At 29.2% G+C, this 18765-nt stretch carries 17 protein-coding genes; 8 read left to right on the top strand and 9 right to left on the bottom strand.

Annotation, left to right across the window (positions count from 1 at the left end; translation table 11 throughout):
- Positions 1-72: 72 nt before the first annotated feature.
- Positions 73-2760 (bottom strand): PD-(D/E)XK nuclease family protein, encoded by a 2688-nt coding sequence (locus ACUBP5_RS01120; protein WP_482168472.1) that lies wholly within the window; start codon positions 2758-2760, stop codon positions 73-75.
- Positions 2744-3673, bottom strand: coding sequence for a bifunctional riboflavin kinase/FAD synthetase (locus tag ACUBP5_RS01115; protein ID WP_482168471.1), 930 nt, complete (start codon positions 3671-3673; stop codon positions 2744-2746). The genes ACUBP5_RS01120 and ACUBP5_RS01115 overlap by 17 nt, the downstream gene beginning before the upstream one ends.
- A gap of 121 nt (positions 3674-3794) precedes the next feature.
- Here ACUBP5_RS01115 and atpD point away from each other — a divergent pair, with 121 nt between their 5' ends.
- Positions 3795-5309, top strand: coding sequence for a F0F1 ATP synthase subunit beta (gene atpD, locus ACUBP5_RS01110; protein ID WP_482168470.1), 1515 nt, complete (start codon positions 3795-3797; stop codon positions 5307-5309).
- 4 nt (positions 5310-5313) lie between these two features.
- Positions 5314-5559, top strand: coding sequence for a F0F1 ATP synthase subunit delta/epsilon (locus ACUBP5_RS01105; RefSeq protein ID WP_482168469.1), 246 nt, complete (start codon positions 5314-5316; stop codon positions 5557-5559).
- 57 nt (positions 5560-5616) lie between these two features.
- Here the strand turns inward: ACUBP5_RS01105 and pdxA are convergent, their stop codons facing one another.
- Positions 5617-6642, bottom strand: a complete 1026-nt coding sequence (pdxA, locus tag ACUBP5_RS01100) for a 4-hydroxythreonine-4-phosphate dehydrogenase PdxA (protein ID WP_482168468.1) — start codon at positions 6640-6642, stop codon at positions 5617-5619.
- A gap of 63 nt (positions 6643-6705) precedes the next feature.
- On the opposite strand from pdxA, the gene ACUBP5_RS01095 reads away from it, so the two are divergent.
- Positions 6706-7299: a riboflavin synthase gene (locus ACUBP5_RS01095; RefSeq protein WP_482168467.1), complete on the top strand. Its 594-nt coding sequence runs from the start codon at positions 6706-6708 to the stop codon at positions 7297-7299.
- Between the two features lie 665 nt (positions 7300-7964).
- Positions 7965-9257, top strand: coding sequence for a tyrosine--tRNA ligase (gene tyrS / locus ACUBP5_RS01090; protein WP_482168466.1), 1293 nt, complete (start codon positions 7965-7967; stop codon positions 9255-9257).
- Here tyrS and era read toward each other — a convergent pair.
- Positions 9254-10138: a GTPase Era gene (gene era / locus ACUBP5_RS01085; protein WP_482168465.1), complete on the bottom strand. Its 885-nt coding sequence runs from the start codon at positions 10136-10138 to the stop codon at positions 9254-9256. The two genes, tyrS and era, sit on opposite strands and share 4 nt — an antisense overlap.
- 529 nt (positions 10139-10667) lie before the next feature.
- Here era and ACUBP5_RS01080 point away from each other — a divergent pair.
- Positions 10668-11444 (top strand): alpha/beta fold hydrolase, encoded by a 777-nt coding sequence (locus tag ACUBP5_RS01080; protein WP_482168464.1) that lies wholly within the window; start codon positions 10668-10670, stop codon positions 11442-11444.
- Positions 11434-12048 carry a ribosome biogenesis GTP-binding protein YihA/YsxC gene (yihA, locus tag ACUBP5_RS01075; protein WP_482168463.1) on the top strand — a complete coding sequence of 205 codons (615 nt, stop codon included), beginning with the start codon at positions 11434-11436 and terminating at the stop codon, positions 12046-12048. Before ACUBP5_RS01080 ends, yihA begins: the two co-directional genes overlap by 11 nt.
- On the opposite strand, the gene aroQ is transcribed toward yihA, so the two are convergent.
- From aroQ to gldC, 3 genes are all read right to left on the bottom strand, one after another.
- Positions 12032-12460: a type II 3-dehydroquinate dehydratase gene (gene aroQ / locus ACUBP5_RS01070; protein WP_482168462.1), complete on the bottom strand. Its 429-nt coding sequence runs from the start codon at positions 12458-12460 to the stop codon at positions 12032-12034. The two genes, yihA and aroQ, sit on opposite strands and share 17 nt — an antisense overlap.
- A gap of 398 nt (positions 12461-12858) precedes the next feature.
- Entirely contained in the window at positions 12859-13494 is a 636-nt protein-coding gene (gene tsaB / locus ACUBP5_RS01065) for a tRNA (adenosine(37)-N6)-threonylcarbamoyltransferase complex dimerization subunit type 1 TsaB (RefSeq protein WP_482168461.1), read from the bottom strand.
- 16 nt (positions 13495-13510) lie between these two features.
- Positions 13511-13855 carry a gliding motility protein GldC gene (gene gldC, locus ACUBP5_RS01060; RefSeq protein ID WP_482168460.1) on the bottom strand — a complete coding sequence of 115 codons (345 nt, stop codon included), beginning with the start codon at positions 13853-13855 and terminating at the stop codon, positions 13511-13513.
- Between the two features lie 694 nt (positions 13856-14549).
- Between gldC and nadE the strand changes: the two genes are divergently transcribed.
- Positions 14550-15341 carry an NAD(+) synthase gene (gene nadE / locus ACUBP5_RS01055; protein ID WP_482168459.1) on the top strand — a complete coding sequence of 264 codons (792 nt, stop codon included), beginning with the start codon at positions 14550-14552 and terminating at the stop codon, positions 15339-15341.
- A 155-nt stretch (positions 15342-15496) separates the two neighbouring features.
- Here nadE and ACUBP5_RS01050 read toward each other — a convergent pair whose 3' ends face one another.
- Positions 15497-16105 carry a superoxide dismutase gene (locus tag ACUBP5_RS01050; RefSeq protein ID WP_482168600.1) on the bottom strand — a complete coding sequence of 203 codons (609 nt, stop codon included), beginning with the start codon at positions 16103-16105 and terminating at the stop codon, positions 15497-15499.
- 527 nt (positions 16106-16632) lie between these two features.
- Positions 16633-17826 (bottom strand): phosphoglycerate kinase, encoded by a 1194-nt coding sequence (locus ACUBP5_RS01045; protein ID WP_482168599.1) that lies wholly within the window; start codon positions 17824-17826, stop codon positions 16633-16635.
- A 427-nt stretch (positions 17827-18253) separates the two neighbouring features.
- Between ACUBP5_RS01045 and rpiB the strand changes: the two genes are divergently transcribed.
- Entirely contained in the window at positions 18254-18688 is a 435-nt protein-coding gene (rpiB, locus tag ACUBP5_RS01040) for a ribose 5-phosphate isomerase B (RefSeq protein WP_482168458.1), read from the top strand.
- Positions 18689-18765 lie beyond the last annotated feature (77 nt).

Raw genomic sequence — 18765 nt, 5'->3', positions numbered from 1 at the left:
GAAAAAGCCTTAAGGAGTAGAAGCTCTTATTCTAAATAAATAAACTATATTATTATAATATAGGGATAATGATTATTCTTTTAATGGTATTTTAGGGTCAAGTATTTCCTTTATCTTTTCAAACAAACAAAGTAAAAACGCCTTTACTTGTTCTGTATTCACCTTTTTTTGTGAATCAATTATCAGGTACTGTAATCCATGTTGGATTTTTTGAAAAGAAAAGATACCCGGATAGATTAAGTAAATTGAATTTTTACATGAGCTATGATAAAGAGAGGCATATAGCATAAGTTGCAAAGCTTTCTCAAAACGAACTTCTTGCAGTATCTTTCCAAGATTATTAGAGGTTAATCTAATAGATAAGGGATCTACATAACCAGTTTTATAATCGATAATTCGTATTTCTCCATTATATTCATCTATACGATCTATATTTCCCTGAATCTGTATTTTATTATCCGAGTCAAGGGACATTGATAAATTTCTCTCAAGAGAACAAATACGTATGCTTTGTTTATTACGCAGATTGTTCTCTTCCCAATCAATAAACGCTTCTAGTTGCTTCTCAACTACTCGATACAGTAACAGATTTTTCCCTTTTTGATAACTTTCTTTAAAGTTTTCTTCAAAAAAATGTTTTATTGTAGGTATAATCTGTGCTCGTAATTCAGCGCAATGTTTCAAATCTAACTTTTGATTTATAAAGGGGCAGTAAAGTTTTTGAAGCGATTTATGGATTAGTAACCCGTGGTCGCTTTTTTCAATATTCTCTTTTATTTCTTCTTGTTTTGGCAGATTCAATACTTTTTGCTTATAAAACATTATAGGATCTCTTATATACATACTAATAGAAGAAGAGGAAAACCCACGAACTGCCATTTCTTCTAAACGTTTCATCATATAGGGAGTCTTAGAAATAGATAGAGTTAATTTTTTTGATAAATAAGGTAAAGACTTAGTAATTTTATTTATTATCTTATGTGGCGATTCCATTTCCAGTTGATAAATAAAACGACTTTTTTCGCCTAATCCTAACTCATTATCCTGAGTATTATAGATCAAAAAAATACGTTTAGACCTTTGCAATAGATGATAAAAGTAATAAGCATATAAAGCATCTCGATCATGATAAACGGGTAGGCAATTTTTTAGACATATATCAAAAGGGATACAAGAATCATTAATTCTATCAGGTGGGAAAATACCCTCATTTACTGAAGTAATAATAACTGTATCAAAATCAAGTGCCTGTGTTTCACAGATTTCTAATATTTGTAATCCTTCAAATGATTCATTTGAAGGATTACAAGACCCATAATTAATCCATTTTTTATATAAATCCTTAAGTACGCTAAGATTCGAAATATGGTGAACGTTCGTTTTTAACGATTGAAAAAAATCTTTAAAAAAGGTTAAATGTGATTGTTCGGTATAGATTTTTTCATTATGATAAAAATTTCTGATAAGCGCTAATATCTTATCTATATAGTTTTTAGAATTTAAATTCTCTAACGAGAGAATATTAAAAAAATCTCCTTCTTTTAGATAACTTTTCAAAAGTGTTTCGGGAACAAAAATTATTTTATTTCTATAAATTTCTCTTATAAGATCTTTTTTGCAATGTTTAAAAAAGGATCGAAGATATATATTAGAAAAAAGCTCAAGTAAATCTTTACTATAAAACCCTTTTTCAGTTGAATGTTCTCGGTTTAAAAAGAGTCTAAATATCAAATCAAATATTTGATGCCAACAAGTATTTTGCAAGTTATTATTTACCGATACGGTTACCTTACCTATCTTTTGAGGTATAGAATTAAGGATCGGAATTAATAAAGAAGGTTCAGGAAGAACTACAGCAGTTCTTGAAAAATCATGTTCTTTATTAAGCAGTTGTTCAAGAATTTGAGCTACTTTTTTTGCTTGACCAATTTGCGAAGTTACCTTTATAACTTCTATAGTTTTTGATTTTTTAAAATCATCACTTATCCATTGAAGTTTTTCCATTTGTAGGGAGGGCCAACTTTTAAAATATCTGCGTACGAAGGCACCAGCCTCCTGTATAGGATTTAGAAAATATTCATCAATATCCCAATATATCTCTCCTCTATCTTGATCTAGTAAATACTGAATAACTTTTTCTTCCGATTTACTTAAAGCATTTAATCCTATAAAAATAATTCGTTTTTCATGTGGAATATCCGAGAGAAAAGTTGGTATTTTATCTGCTGCCTGTCTATATAAAAGTCCTTGATAACCCTCTTTTTCAGATAAGAGTTGATTTTTCAGTAAAGTATAAAGATTAGCGATAGATTTCCAGAAAGATGCTTTTTTATCCTCACTATTTTTTTGAGATAATATTAACCATTGAGATAACTGTTCAATTGACTGCATTTGCGAAAAAAAATTTTGTATTTCAATCATATACAAATCAAGATTATTAAAATCTTCCAAGACTTTAGGAGCCCATATTAAAAAATCTTCAAATGATTTATTGGTTCCACAAATATCCTTTTGATACAATTCATAACTTTTAAAGATCAAAGAAGTATTAGTTATTAAAGAAAGATTTGAAACCCTTTTCATAAAGTTTTGTGTGGTGAAAAACTCAGCTTTCTCTTCCCATTCTTTATCATTAAAAGTGTTTAATATTTTCTTGAGTTGAAAGATTGGAGGATCTCCTGGTAATATAAATATTAACGAGTCTAATTGATTATATTTATCAATTATCGTTTTAGCTACCTTCTCAAGAAAAGAGATCATATTTTTTTCTTATTATTTCTTTATCTTTTTGCAGTTGGTTTTTTAAATTAGATAAAGAGGAAAATTTTTTTTGCTTACGGATAAAATCTATGAACTGAAGTCTCAGTGTAAAATTATAAATCTCTTTTGTAAAATCAAAAATATGAACTTCAATGCGAAGTTCTTTTGAATTAATGGTAGGACGGCTTCCGATATAGAGCATTCCTATAAACTCTTTTTGTTCCAAAAATACTTTTACAGCGTAGACCCCACCAGCAGGTAAAAATTTCTCTGGTAATACATAAAGATTTGCAGTAGGGAAGCCTAACTCTCGTCCTAGTTGATCACCGTGAATTACTGTCCCATAAAAGCTATAGGGCCTTCCTAAGGCGGTGTTAGCCCATAGGATATCTCCTTTAAATAGGGCTTTTTTTATGTTTGTAGAACTTACTATTCGTTGTGAAATTTTGCAGACGGATTGTCTCTCTAATGCGAATTTATACTTTAGTGAAAGTACCTTTAAATTTGCATATGAACCTTTTTTATCTTTCCCCATACGGTGATCATAACCAATGATAAGAGAACATATATGTAACCTTTTAATAAGAAAACTACTGATAAAACATTCAGTAGATAAAGAAGCAAAAACACTATTAAAATTTTGAATAATCATATAATCTACTCCTAAACAAGATAGTTGTTTAACCTTCTCAGAATGAGAGCTAAGATATTTCCAATGACAAGCCCCTGATAAAAATTGCCTAGGATGCGGATCAAAAGTAAGCAATACTGATCTACAGTATTCTCTAGAGGCAAATAATACAAGCTTATCAATAAGTTTCTTGTGCCCAAGATGGACCCCATCAAACATCCCTAAACTAAGTACTACGGGTTCAGAAAAGTTCCAGTTATCGATAGATGAAATAATTTTCAAGAATTAAAAGTTTTAAAATAAATGTACTTACTTATTAAGTAAAGATAATCCTCTCTTGAGGAGAGGACGAAATGAAATCTTTTAAAATCAACTATATTTGTTAAACATAATCTCAAGGCTAATGTCTAAATACATAAAAGGTAGGGTTTTGCAAGTCATAGGTTCTATAATTGATGTAATTTTCGAAAATTCTATTTCTCTCCCCAAAATATATGACGTTTTGAAGATTACTTATGATAGACATGAGCCTTTAATGATGGAAGTACAAAAACATATAGGTGATAATATAGTACGTTGTATTGCTATGGATACTACAGAGGGTATATATCGCAAACAAGAGGTTATCTATGAGGGATTATCTATTTCTATGCCTATAGGAGAGGAGGTTAATGGACGTTTACTAAACGTGATAGGCAAAGGCATAGATGGTTTAGATGATTTAGAAAAATGTAAACGTATTCCTATTCACAGACCAGCTCCAAAATTTGGAGATCTCTCTACGGCTACAGAGATATTATATACAGGGATTAAGGTTATTGACCTTATTGAACCATATGCTAAAGGTGGAAAGATAGGTCTTTTTGGAGGCGCAGGCGTAGGGAAAACTGTCCTAATTCAAGAGCTCATCAACAATATTGCGAAAGGTCATGGTGGACTTTCGGTTTTTGCTGGTGTTGGTGAACGTACACGTGAAGGTAACGATTTATTACGCGAAATGTTAGAATCAGGAATCATTTGCTATGGAGAAGAGTTTATGAAGACAATGAAAAGGGGACTTTGGGACCTTTCTAAAGTTGATAAAAAAGCACTTAAAACCTCTAAAGTAGCGTTTGTCTTTGGTCAAATGAATGAACCCCCTGGAGCCAGAGCACGAGTAGCTCTATCAGGACTAACTTTAGCTGAATACTATCGTGATGGGGATCAAAAAGGTAAAGGACTCGATGTGCTATTTTTCATAGATAATATTTTTCGTTTCACACAAGCTGGTTCAGAGGTTTCAGCTTTGCTTGGACGTATGCCTTCAGCAGTAGGTTATCAACCTACTTTAGCATCGGAAATGGGGGCAATGCAAGATCGTATTACTTCTACTAAGAATGGATCTATCACTTCTGTACAAGCTGTATATGTACCAGCAGATGACTTAACTGACCCTGCTCCAGCTACTACTTTCTCTCATTTAGATGCTACTACAGTATTATCAAGAAAAATTGCTGCTTTAGGGATCTACCCTGCAGTAGATCCTCTTGATTCTACCTCACGCATATTATGCCCTGAAATAGTTGGATTGGATCATTATATCTGCGCTCAGCGTGTCAAACAAATATTACAACGTTATAAAGAACTTCAAGATATCATAGCTATTTTAGGTATAGAAGAACTTAGCGAAGAAGATAAACAAAATGTACAACGAGCTAGACGAGTGCAACGTTTCCTTTCACAACCTTTTCACGTAGCTGAGCAGTTTACTGGTATACCTGGGGAACTAGTAGATATTAAAGAAACTATTCGTGGATTTAATATGATTATAAATGGCGCATTAGATTATATTCCAGAAGCTGCTTTCAATTTAAAAGGCAGTATAGATCATGTTATTGAATCGGGAGAGCAGATGTTATCAAAAACAAAGAATAGTTAAAATAATGAAAATACTGATATTCTCACCTGAGAAAACAATTTTTCAAGGAGAAGCTTATAGTTTAAGGACACTTGGGATGGATGGATATTTTGAATTACTTGATCATCATGCGCCTATGATATCTATAATAAAAGAAGGACCTGTTAACTTATATATATCTAAAAATCAAAAAGCAGACCCATTATGTTTTCATATAAAAAATGGTCTTTTAGAAGTAAAAGAAAATACAGTTACTATTTTAACTGATTAGGATTTTATATTTTATTATTATTCTTTATTATATTTCAAATATTATTTCTTAAGAAGATTATAATATATTTGATCTTAATTTGTCATAGGACTTTCTATTTTCAAATATTTTAATTGCACTAAATATAGCTTCTTCAAGAGAATTTTCTTTAGCAAGACCTTTCCCCGCTATATCATAAGCTACTCCATGATCCGGGGATGTTCTTACATAGGAGAGACCTGCAGTAAAATTTACCCCTTCTCCAAAAGATAATATCTTGAAAGGGATTAATCCTTGATCATGATACATAGCTACAATAGCATCGAAGACTTTATATTTTCCACTTCCAAAAAAACCATCTGCAGAATAAGGCCCAAAAGCTAATATACTTTCACTAAATAACTTTTCGATAGCTGGTGATATTTTATCTTGCTCTTCATCCCCAATAAGACCATTATCACTCGCATGAGGATTTAAGCCTAAAATAGCTATTTTAGGCTTAAATATGTCAAAATCTCGCTCAAGCGAATCTTGAAGCATATTTGTCTTTTTCAGAATTTTATAAATATCTATTTCTTTAGGTACTTCTTTTAATGAAATATGATGTGTAACTAAAGCTATTTTTAATTTATCCTGAAGCATTAGCATAAGAGGCTCTCCAGAAAGAACACTTTGTAAATAGTCCGTGTGTCCCATAAAAGGGAAATCTTTTGAATAGACAAGATCTTTATTAAATGGTGCTGTGACTAGCACATCTACTTGATTTTCTTTTAAAGCTTTTGTGGCCGCCTCTAGAGAGATTCTAGCATAATTTCCTGCTTCTAAATGAACTTCACCAGGATAGATAGTTAAATTATCATGTTGAATATTTATTACATTTACCTTTTGAAGTATTATATCTCCCAAAGAGGTAATATTATGTAACTCCACATCTATAGACAATAAGTTCTTATAATAAGATAAGAGTTCTATAGAACTAAAAATTATTGGAGTAAAAAAATTAAACAAACGTTTTTTCTGAAAAAGTTTTAAAATAATTTCAGGCCCCACTCCATTAGGATCACCTATGGAAATACCTACTTTTATATTCTTTTTCCTAGTCATGGATTATATATTCATAATCTGATATTTACCTTTGACAAAGGTACCAAAAAACATTATGAGTTTATGTATACAGGAATCATAGAAAAAATGGGCAACGTTAAATATATGAAAAATTCAGGAAGTAATTTAGAATTATTAATAGAAAATCCTTTTAATGAAGCTTTAAAGCCAGATCAGAGTATTGCCCATAATGGAGTTTGTTTGACGGTAGTAGAATCTAATAATCAATGTTACTTAACTATCGCAACAGAAGAAACTCTTAGCAGAACTCAATTAATAAATTTAAAGATAGGAGATAAAATTAATCTTGAACGTTGCTTACACATACATGATCGCTTGGATGGTCATATAGTACAAGGACATATTGATACAATAGGTTATGTTCACTCAATAATAGATCGTAATGGTAGTTGGATTTTTTTCTTCTCTCATAGAAAAAAGTCTACAAATATTACAGTCGAAAAAGGATCTATAGCAGTTAACGGAATTAGTCTTACTATTGTAAATTCTACAAAAGAAAGTTTTAGTGTAAGCGTTATCCCTCATACATATTTCCATACTAATTTGCAATTCTTAAAAGAAGGTGATTATGTTAATATCGAGTTTGATATTATTGCAAAATACGTTACACGTTTAGTAAAACATAATTTTAGCTAAAAAAAACAAAAAATAAGTTTTTATTTATAGCTCTTGTAGGTCCATATACACATTGCTACCTGCGTGTTTTTATATTTAAGGGGAATATATACTCCCATAATTTAAAAAAAAACATTTGCTATTCCTACTCCCCTATTTTAGGGAAAAACATTGCCTTAATAAATAGATAACTTACCATTAGATTTTCATTATAGATGTTATAGGGAACAAAAACTCTTTTTTAGAATCTTTTTATTTATAATTATTAAAGATTTTTTAAAAAAAAGATCTTATTATTATAAATTTTTATAAACTATTCTTTATCATTATAAATGCTATTTTTAGAATGTTTTTTCAATTAAATCTGAAAAGGCTACAAATTTAAAGATCTTATTCTCTACTGCCAGGTAGTAATTAACTATAGAACTTATTAAGTTTTCTAAAGTATGGTAAAATACTTACTAAAAGCATCAATAATATTTACATTGAAAAAAATATAATCACGATTATGAACCATATCTCTTATTAAAAGCTTTCATGCGAATGGAATATATGTACATAAAAAAACAGGATATCAAAAAAAAATAAAAGATGTTTCTTTTTTAAATATATAAAACAGCATATGCCCTACTTATGAAAAACCAGTCTACTTTTGTAAAGTCTACAATTCTATAAAAACTATATCAATGAATAATCTTTTAGAAGAATTATCTTGGCGAGGGCTCTTACAAGATTATACTATTACACTTGAGGATCAACTTGATAAGGAGAGTACTACTTTATATGTAGGTTTTGATCCCACAGCTAATTCGTTACATATAGGTAGCTTACTTCCTCTCATTATACTTATTCACTTTGAGCGGTTCGGACATAAACCTATTATTCTCTTAGGTGGAGCTACAGGGATGATCGGTGACCCTTCAGAAAAATTAACTGAACGTGATCTTATCAATAAAGATACATTAACCTATAATATGGATTGTATTAAAAAACAATTGGTTAGTTTTCTAAACTTTAAATCAGGGAGTATACGTTTACTTAATAATTACGATTGGATGCACAAGATATCATTTCTAGAATTTTCTAGAAATATTGGGAATCACATTACAGTTAATTATATGATGTCAAAAGACTCTGTAAAGAGACGACTTAATTCTTCCTCCCGTGTGGGGATGTCATTTACAGAATTTACTTATCAACTTTTACAAGCATACGATTTTTTATATCTTTATAAAAATGAACGTTGCTTACTAGAAATTGGGGGTTCAGATCAGTGGGGGAATATCACTACCGGAATAGAACTTATTAGAAGAAAATTAGGTGTAACGGCATATGGTCTAACTTTTCCTTTAGTTACTAGAAATGATGGAATAAAATTTGGAAAGAGTCAAGAAGGAGATAATATATGGCTAGACCCTAAACGTACTTCACCTTATAAATTCTTCCAATTTTGGATGAATACTTCCGATGATAAAGCTATTGAGTTTGTAAAAAAATATACTCTTTTAAAGAGAGAAACTATAGATCAGCTTGTAAAAGATCATAGTAAACAACCAAATAAAAGAATTTTACAAAAACGTATAGCAATTGAACTCACTCGATGGATACATGGAGAAGAGGCCTGTAAAAAAGCGTTAAATACTTCAAAATTGTTATTTAAAAAACATATGAATACTTCAATAAAAGTTATGGATGATAAAACGTTATTATCTGCTTTAGAAGGTCTCACGCGAACCCAAATTTCCTTTGAAGGTTTAGAAAAGGGAATATCTATTTTAGATGTTCTTGTAGAAAGAAGTAATTTTATAAACTCAAAAGCAGAAGCGAGACGTGCTTTAAAAGCAAAATCTATTTTAGTGAACTATCAAAAAGTTGATGAAAATTTTTTACTCAATAAACATCACATACTTTTAAACCGTTATATACTTTTACAAATAGGCAAAAAAAATCATTTTTTACTTGAAGTAATAAAAAATTAACAAGGGTAACCTAATTTTTTAAGTTGCTGTTTATCTGAACGCCAATTCTTATTTACCTTAACATAAAATTCTAGAAAGACTTTTTTTTTAAAGAATTCTTCAATACTTTTTCTAGATATAATACCTAGTTTCTTTAGTGCTCTACCTTGATGTCCGATAAGTATTCCTTTTTGCGAGTCTCGTTCAAGATATATAAGACATCGAATTTTTAAAAGCCCTTTTTTAGTATCTTCAAAACTTTCAGTAACTACTTCAGTTGAGTAAGGAATCTCTTCCCTATAGAGGGATAAAATCTTTTCTCGAACAATCTCACTAACGAAAAAACACTTAGGACGATCAGTAATGTGTTCTTTAGGATAATAAGGGGGGGCCTTAGGCAAAATACTAACAATTTTATTTAGTAATATATCTATATTGAATTCCCTTAAGGCAGATATTGGTAAAATCTCAGCTTTAGGAAAAATACAATGCCAGTAATTAATATCCCCTTCAAGGCTTTCCTGATCTATATAATCAATTTTGTTGATTAACAAAATCACAGGAATAGATAGTTTTTGAATATTTTGAGAAATTTTTTGATTTTTTAGCGATCTTTTTTTTGCTTCTACGACATAAAGAAGCACATCTGCATTCCTAATCGCATCTTCTACAAATTTCATCATAATTTTTTGCAATAAATATGTCACTTCAAGTATACCTGGAGTATCAGAAAACACGATCTGATAATCGTTCGAATTAAAAATACCAAAAATGCGGTGTCTTGTAGTTTGCGATTTTGAGGTGATAATAGAGAGTCGCTTTCTGATAAGAGTATTAATTAAAGTAGATTTTCCTACATTTGCTTCTCCGACTATACTAACAAACCCTGCTTTGTGATCCATAATTTAAGAATAGAAATTTATAAAAGTATACAATCAAAAATTGTAATGCTATAAATAATTAGCTAATCATTAAAATAATTAACAAAAGGATAATCTTAAATAATTATTTTTTTTAGGCTTATGGGTGTATTCCATAAATAATAGCTATTTCAATTCAGCTATTTTTTTTGCATAATCCGATACATATTGTTTATATATGTAGCTTCTAAAAATATTCTTAAGTTATAAGAATATATCGTTTAGTAGATTTTTTACTAAGAATTAATAGAGTTAAAAATACTTAGGCCTATCTGTGAATTTGCTCATAATTTTTTAATTAATACTATTGGCAATTTACATTGCAAATTATGACTAAAAATCATTATTTCTATGTTTAGAATAGATAGAGAGAAAAAAAAGTGGATAGAGAGAAAAAGATATATTTCTTCTCTAGGCTCTAGATTGCAAGAGTAAAATTAAAAATTTTCTATGGTCGTTTTTAACTATTTTTGTTCACTAGCGTATTATATAAGAAAGGTTCACATTTGTAATGGGTTTCATTTTAAAAAAGAAAAAAATATATAATTATGTAGAAGAGGGGGAAGGCCATGTATTTATAATGTTACACGGGTTAATGGGTAATTTAAGCAATTTTGATGCTCCATTGAGATTTTTCCCAAGAAAAGGATACAAAGTAGTAATTCTAAGCCTTCCTCTTTATAGTTTACCTTTGCTTAAAACTAACATTTCTAGTTTAGCAAACTATGTGATACGATTTATCAAAGATAAAAAATTAACTAAAGTTACTTTAGTAGGCAATTCTTTAGGCGGACATATCGCTCTTATTATAGCTAAAGAAATACCTAGCACAGTACATTCTCTCATACTTACAGGAAGCTCAGGTCTTTTTGAAAGAGCTTTAGGAAGCTCTTTCCCTAAAAGGGGAAATTATCAATATATAAAAAGAAAAATTCAAGAAGTTTTCTATGACCCTAGAATAGTTACGGAAAAACTTGTAGATGAAGTATATGGAATCGTAAGTGATCGAAATAAAGCTCTTAGAACATTACATATAGCGCGAAGCGCACTTAAAAATAATATGACTGATGAACTTATCTATATAAAACAACCTGTCTGTTTAATATGGGGGAAACAAGATAATGTCACTCCTCCTGAGGTAGCTCAGGAGTTTCATAAACTTTTACCTTTTTCAGATCTTTTCTGGATAGATAAATGCGGACATGCTCCAATGATGGAACAACCTAAGAATTTTATAAAAATCCTAGATGAATGGATTTCAAAATTCAAATTAAATTATGAATATTAAAAACACTGATTTTATAGGGAGTAGTGCTACAAAATCTCAATTTCCTATATCTGATTTACCCGAATATGCTTTCGTAGGAAGATCTAATGTAGGTAAGTCTAGTCTTATTAATATGCTGACGAATCGCAAACAAATTGCTAAAACTTCATCATCTCCTGGAAAAACACGTTTAATCAATCATTTTTTAATCAATAAAAATTGGTGTATAGTAGATTTACCTGGCTATGGGTATGCAAAAATATCTAATAAAGAGCGTAAATGTTTAAAAAAACTTATTAATGAGTATATTAATTATCGTGAAACTATTGTTTGTCTATTTGTACTTATTGATACTTGTTTGATTGCTCAAAAAAATGATCTTATTTTTTTAAAAAACTTAGGGAAAGCTCAAGTACCTTTTTGTATAATATTTACAAAGATTGATAAACTATCAAAAAAAAATGCTAAAGAAAATATAAATATTTATTGCAATACTTTATTGAAAGAATGGGAAAAAATGCCACCCTATTTTAAGAGTTCGATAAAATCTAAGGAAGGCAGAACAGAAATTCTTGACTATATAGAAATACTTAACCAAAAATGGAAATTTAATTTAATAAACTGATTACAGCAAGTCGGTAGGAATTCATGCCAAAACCAGAAATGGAACCCTTACAAACTGGAGCAATTAAAGAATTATGACGGATCTTCTCTCGTGAGAAGATATTTGTTATATGGACTTCTATTACAGGAATATCAATAGATCTGATGGCATCAGCTAGAGCTAGTGAAGTGTGAGTATAAGCTCCCGCATTTAGCACAATACCTATTACTGAAATGCTTTTTTGATGCAGAACATCAATAAGTGTTCCCTCATGATTAGTTTGAAAATAAGAGAGTTTAATATCTGATAAAAAAGATTCTTGCGAGAAATCTTTTATATATTCCTCCATAGATTTATTACCATAGATATTAGGTTCACGTTTACCCAATAGACCTAGATTAGGCCCATTAATTATAGTTATTTCTTTTAGCATTTTTAAATACACTTTTATCTCAAAGGAACAATAATTTCTATATTATTACTAATAAATCAAAAAAAATCTTAGATAGAGTACTTAATATAAAGTAAAAACTTAAGATCTTTTCTATATATATCATTATATAGTAGAAAAACTACAATATAATTACTATACTTAATAGTATATAGAAATTTCTAGGGTATAAAACTTATAAAGGATAAAGAGCTAGAAAGATAGAAGATAATTTACATCAATAATATTGTAAGATTCTCTAAAATAGAGAATAAAAATATAGAGGACCCAATGTTATATTGGGTCCTCTATTAAAATTAAAATTATCAAAAAAGATAAATTTTTTATTTTATTTATATATAAGAATTCTTTTTTTTATCAGTTATTTATAAAATCTTTTCTTATAAATAAACAGGTTCAAATTTATCGATATTCTGAAATTTTTCTTCTCTAAAAAGTTTTTCAGAAAGCATTGACATATGGAGAGCTGAAGGATAAAACTCAGGAAAATATGAAGCGGAAACGTTTAATATTTTTTTTGCTTTATATGCGCCATTCCCGAATATACAAATCTTATATCGCCCATACGCGCAAAAGCTAGTTTGATTAAGGATTTTAACTTGAGTAGGAATAATTTTTTCCCCGTATTTATTAAAAATAGCTGTATAAACTTCATTCTGACGCGCATTTATCATAGGTATGAATATTTCTTGATCTAGGCAAAACCCTTCTTTCATGATATTCAATGTATCCATAGCAAGTAAGGGAATATTCAATCCAAAACACAATCCTTTAGCAGCTGAAATTCCTATTCTAAGGCCTGTATAAGAACCCGGCCCCTTATTAACACCAATAGCGTGAAGATTAGATAGTTTCAAAGAAGCCCCTTCGAGAACGTAACTTATAAAGGAATGTAACTTCTCAGCATGAGAATAATTATCAAAAAACTCCTGAGCTAGTGCATAAGATACACCATCCTTAGCAAGAGAAACTGAGCAATTTTTAGTAGCGGTTTCTATATTTAGAATAAGCGCCATAAAAAACTTATCAATTTTAATAATTCAGAGCCTTAGAAAGGCCCGATTTTTTAGCAAATGAGTGAGCAAATTTAATAATTTCTATACGAAGAGTTTCATCGGAAGTAGCTCTATAATAGGTCTCGGACATAGAAAGAAATGTTTGATAAAAAAAATTCTTCATCTCATCTAGCGGCATTTCTTTAACCCAAAGATCTATGCGCTCACTCTCAATTCGCCGATCATTCCATAGAGATAGCATTAAGGCTTTACAGGAATTATTTTTTACATTACTATCTTGTGCACTCCAGTTAATTTTTTCAGGAATATGATTTTCATCAAGTCCTATACATATGGTAATCTGAGTATTTTTCTTAATCATTACATTTTAGATTTATAGATATAATTGTCTATTTATTATAATTATGGATTTTAAATCCTTTATAATTCTTTTTAGGATGTTAACATCCTAAAAAGAACACTTAATCTAAGTAAACTTAAGAGCTACTCTATTGGAGAGTTAGATCATAATAGATATTAGTCTGTAAACTAAAACATATAGTATTTGTATATCAACTATAACTAAAGTTCTATATTTTTTTTATTTAGAATAACTAAAAGAAAACTTATATAAGAATATAGTTCATTTTTGATTTACCAGTATTTTTTTTAGCAAAAGTATATCATTTATAATTATAGTTCCGTTATAATAAAGTATTTTAATAAAAAAAATACTTAAAATATCTACTTGTTAGTAAATTATTTTATTAAGTATATAAATATATATCTTATTTCTTTATAGAAAAGACTTTTTGTTAAAATACTTTGATAAAAATCATAAAAAATATATTTTTTATTCAAAATTAATATTTTTATATCTAGTATACTTTATATTCTCATAAGATACTATTTAAGTTCTTTATAAAGAAAAAGTTCCTAAGAATATATTTTTTTTATACGATTACCCTTAAAACATAAGATTAAAGCAATAAGAATAATCTTATATCAAATATTTTTATTATATTCATGTATTATAGTTTTATCTGAAAAGATATAAAATAAATACTTCTCTATTTATGAAAACTAAAGAAATAATACAATATATCGTTATTTGGCTTGAAAACTATATTAAAAAAACTTGTTTAAAGGGGTTTATTGTAGGGATTTCTGGAGGTATAGATTCTGCAGTAACCTCAATGTTAGTAGCAAAAACACGTTATCCAGTATTATTACTGCAAATACCTATTTACCAAGAAAGTAATCAAATAAAACGTATGCATGATCATACCTATTTTCTAAAAAATATTTTTTCTAATATAGAAAGTAAAACTATAGATCTAAGTCCTCTTTACGATAGATTTTGTTCTATTGTAAAAGCTCAAGAAGAACCCTCTTCTGAACTAGAATTAACTTTGGCTAATACTCGTTCACGGCTACGTATGACCCTGTTATATTACTATGCGGGGATTTATCGCTATTTGGTTAGCGGAACAGGGAATAAAATAGAGGACTTTGGAGTAGGTTTTTTCACAAAATATGGAGATGGAGGAGTAGACATTAGTCCAATTGCTGATCTAACAAAGACACAAGTACAGACATTAGCTACTGAACTTGGTATTATCAAGAGCATTCAAGATGCTTTACCTACAGATGGTCTATGGGAAGATAATAGAAGTGACGAGGAACAATTAGGATTTTCTTATAAAGAATTAGAGTGGGCTATGCGGACGACTAAGGAAGGGAAAAATAAGGAACAATTAGATGAAAAACAAAAAGAACTTTTAGAAAAATATGAGCGACTTCATCAAGCAGCGCGACATAAAATAGACCCTATACCAGTATGTAAGATCCCTAAAGAACTTCTTTAATTTTATCTATTTTTTAGATAAACTTTTAACTAACCGAATTTACGTTTATAATCTTTTATATATTCTACCTAGTCTCTCCTATAAGAGAAAAAAAGAGCTATAATATTTTTTATAAATAGTCTTTCTTTTTGCTTAAAGGTATATATATCCTATTACTAAATTTTTTCATAATTTTTAGAAACTTTCTCCCAATTTACTACCTGCCAAAAAGAGTTAATATATTCATAACGCTTATTTTGATACTTTAAATAATAAGCATGTTCCCAAATATCTAGTCCTAATATAGGGACTCCTAAACGTTCGGAAAACGGCATTAACGGATTATCCTGATTAGACGACGAAGTTATAAAAAGTTTTCTATTTTTAGAACATACGCAAAGCCATACCCATCCAGATCCGAAATAGGAATTAGCTGACTTTTGAAACTTCTCCTTAAAAGACTCAAAAGAATTAAATTCCTCATCTATGGCTATAGATAATTTCTGTGAAGGGTTACTTTGATTAGGAGGAGTAAGTACTCTCCAGAAGAGAGAGTGATTATAAAAACCTCCCGCATTATTGCGGATAGCAGGAACATCAATAGCTCTACTTCTTAGTAAATCCTCTATTGGATAATTATCCCATCTAGTTGCTTCTATGGCTTTATTAAGATTATTTGTATAAGTGCCATGATGCTTAGTATGATGAATTTCCATGGTGCAGGAGTCTATATAAGGCTCCAGAGAATCATAAGCATAAAGGAGTTTGGGAAGCTCAAAAGACATGATTGTTATTTTAATTTTAATTAAAAATTTCTTAGACAAATATAGTTAAAAAAAAAAGAAATCTTATTACTGAGATAATATTGAGTTTTCTTAAATTAATTATTTAATATAATGTAACTCAATTGTTATATAATTATTATCTTTATAAGATACTGATTATATAGATCAATAATTAATATATCATAAAAATATAAGAAATCATATTATGTGAGGTTATAAAACCTACCCAAGGTAGGTTAATCGTATCCTAATTTATTAGGATATATAATTTAATAAATATAGCTATCACTATAAAAAAAATATATCTAACTTTTTTTTCTACTACTAACTTAACAGTTAAGTTTATTTATAAAATACCTACTTTTTTATAACGTATCGTAGTTTACAAAGGACTAAATAAAAACTTTATGTATATTTTTCATATACATAAAATTTAAGGATCATACTATGCAATTTAATAGAGAAAAATTATCCTTTTATCCTAGATAAAAATTATATTAGAGACTATAGACTTTAATAATCTATCCTTAAGGATTAAGGATAGCAGTTATTCCTGGGAGTATTTTTCCTTCTAAACTTTTAAGCATCGCCCCCCCCCCAGTAGAGACATAACTGAATTTAGTATCATAACCGAGCTGCTTAATAGCTGATACTGAATCCCCCCCTCCCACAAGTGAAAAAGCTCCATAAGAGGTTGCCTTAGATATTGATTGAGCTATAGCTAAGGTTCCTTTTGAGAAATTAGACATTTCAAAAACGCCAACAGGACCATTCCATAAAATAGTTTGAGCCTTATCAATAATCTTAGAGAATTTTTTTATTGAATTACTTCCTATATCTAACCCTTGCCATCCTTTAGGTATTTCTCTTATCGAAACTTCTTTTCGAAGCGAGTTATTATCAAAAGAATTGGAAGCTATAACATCTGAGGGAAGATGAATTTTTATATTTTTTTTATAAGCTTTTTCAAGCAAACTCAAAGCAATCTCTTTTTTATCCTCCTCAATAATAGAATCTCCTATCTCTCCACCTTGTGCTTTGATAAAAGTATAAGCCATTCCTCCGCTTATTAAGAGATGATCTACTAGAGATAAAATATTTTCTATAGTATGTATTTTAGAAGATATTTTAGCTCCTCCGATAATAGCAACAAAAGGCCTTCTAATATTTTTAAGCACTTTATCAATTGCCTTAAGTTCCTTAACCATAAGGTATCCGAAATATTTCGCATCAGGGAAAAATTGAGTAATCACAGTAGTAGATGCATGTGTTCTATGGGCTACTCCAAAAGCATCGTTTATATATACCTCTCCAAGTTGAGATAATTGATAAGCAAAATTCTTGTCACCTTGTTCTTCTTCTTTATAAAATCTTACATTTTCAAGCAGTAAAACCTCGCCGTTTCTTAAACGATAAACCGCTCTCTGGGCTTTATCTCCTATTATATCTTCTGAAAAATGTACCTGAGTGTCTAAATATTTTTCAAGTAATGGTAAAATAGGCTTAAGTGAGTATTTATTAGAAATAACTCCTTTAGGTCGTCCCAAATGGGATAAGAGAACTATTCTACCTTTATCTGCCATGATTTTGCGTATAGTAGGAAGAGCAGCTTTAATTCTAGTATCGTCAAGAATTCTTGATTGAGAATCTTGTGGAACATTAAAATCTACACGTATAAGAGCTATTTTATTATTGAAGTTAAAGTGATCCAAGGTATTCATCAAGATATTCATAAAACTGATTATTTATTATGGGACAAATCATTAAAGGTTAAGAAGCAAAAAGAAAAACTAGAAAAACACCTTACATATTTACAATAAAAAATATTCATACTATTATTTCATAGTTAATAAACCTTATATGTAAGTTATGTATTTAATAATGTATATATCCATAGTTTAAAAACTCAAATGTAATTGACATCTAAATAATATTAAATAACCATATATATAACTACAATAGCGAATTGGGTTAGTTTTTTTTTTAAAAAAAAAATATTTGTTTATTCTAACTTAATAGTAAATGTTTTTATCTAATCTATAATTTAGAGGAAAATATCCCCTAAATTTAGGCATACAATTAAAAAATTGTTGACAATTTATATACATCTTTTTATTAGTTTAATTTTGATTTTTATATAAAACTTTTATGAAAATAGCTATAGGATCTGATCATGCAGGTTGGGAATATAAAGAAGAGATAAAAAAGGTTTTAGAAGTGAAAAATTACCATATACTAGATTTTGGAACTTTTGCTCAAAAAGTTGTTGATTATCCTGATATTATACATCCTTTAGCGAAATCTATAGAACAAGGATATATAAAATATGGAATTATCTTATGTGGAAGTGGGAATGGGGTAGTTATTACTGCTAACAAATATGCAAAAGTTCGCGCTGCACTCGCATGGAAGGTCGAAGTTGCCACTTTAGCTAAAAAACATAATAATGCTAATATATTAGGGATACCCGCTCGTTTTGTAGCATTATGTGATGCCTTAGCTATAGTAGAAGCTTTTTTTAAAACAGATTTTGAAGGAGGTAGACATCTCAAAAGAATAGAAAAAATACCGATTATACAATAATAAATCATTCTTTATTTAATTTTAAAAACAAATAATTCTTCCAGAGTAATTTTATCTTTAATTATTAATTTATTAAT

The sequence above is a fragment of the Candidatus Insignibacter tubulum genome (genome assembly GCF_056790205.1).
Note: the sequence above shows the minus strand (reverse complement) of the source record. Positions and strands in the feature narration are given on the sequence as shown.

Excerpts from the sequence above, each read along its gene's own strand:
- ACUBP5_RS01105 (WP_482168469.1), top strand. The coding sequence starts at position 5,314 with ATGAAAATACTGATATTCTCACCTGAGAAAACAATTTTTCAAGGAGAA.
- ACUBP5_RS01050 (WP_482168600.1), bottom strand. The coding sequence starts at position 16,105 with ATGTCTTTTGAGCTTCCCAAACTCCTTTATGCTTATGATTCTCTGGAG.
- pdxA (WP_482168468.1), bottom strand. The coding sequence starts at position 6,642 with ATGACTAGGAAAAAGAATATAAAAGTAGGTATTTCCATAGGTGATCCT.
- ACUBP5_RS01080 (WP_482168464.1), top strand. The coding sequence starts at position 10,668 with ATGGGTTTCATTTTAAAAAAGAAAAAAATATATAATTATGTAGAAGAG.
- tsaB (WP_482168461.1), bottom strand. The coding sequence starts at position 13,494 with ATGGCGCTTATTCTAAATATAGAAACCGCTACTAAAAATTGCTCAGTT.
- atpD (WP_482168470.1), top strand. The coding sequence starts at position 3,795 with ATGTCTAAATACATAAAAGGTAGGGTTTTGCAAGTCATAGGTTCTATA.
- era (WP_482168465.1), bottom strand. The coding sequence starts at position 10,138 with ATGGATCACAAAGCAGGGTTTGTTAGTATAGTCGGAGAAGCAAATGTA.
- tyrS (WP_482168466.1), top strand. The coding sequence starts at position 7,965 with ATGAATAATCTTTTAGAAGAATTATCTTGGCGAGGGCTCTTACAAGAT.
- ACUBP5_RS01095 (WP_482168467.1), top strand. The coding sequence starts at position 6,706 with ATGTATACAGGAATCATAGAAAAAATGGGCAACGTTAAATATATGAAA.
- aroQ (WP_482168462.1), bottom strand. The coding sequence starts at position 12,460 with ATGCTAAAAGAAATAACTATAATTAATGGGCCTAATCTAGGTCTATTG.
- ACUBP5_RS01045 (WP_482168599.1), bottom strand. The coding sequence starts at position 17,826 with ATGAATACCTTGGATCACTTTAACTTCAATAATAAAATAGCTCTTATA.
- rpiB (WP_482168458.1), top strand. The coding sequence starts at position 18,254 with ATGAAAATAGCTATAGGATCTGATCATGCAGGTTGGGAATATAAAGAA.
- yihA (WP_482168463.1), top strand. The coding sequence starts at position 11,434 with ATGAATATTAAAAACACTGATTTTATAGGGAGTAGTGCTACAAAATCT.
- gldC (WP_482168460.1), bottom strand. The coding sequence starts at position 13,855 with ATGATTAAGAAAAATACTCAGATTACCATATGTATAGGACTTGATGAA.
- ACUBP5_RS01120 (WP_482168472.1), bottom strand. The coding sequence starts at position 2,760 with ATGATCTCTTTTCTTGAGAAGGTAGCTAAAACGATAATTGATAAATAT.
- nadE (WP_482168459.1), top strand. The coding sequence starts at position 14,550 with ATGAAAACTAAAGAAATAATACAATATATCGTTATTTGGCTTGAAAAC.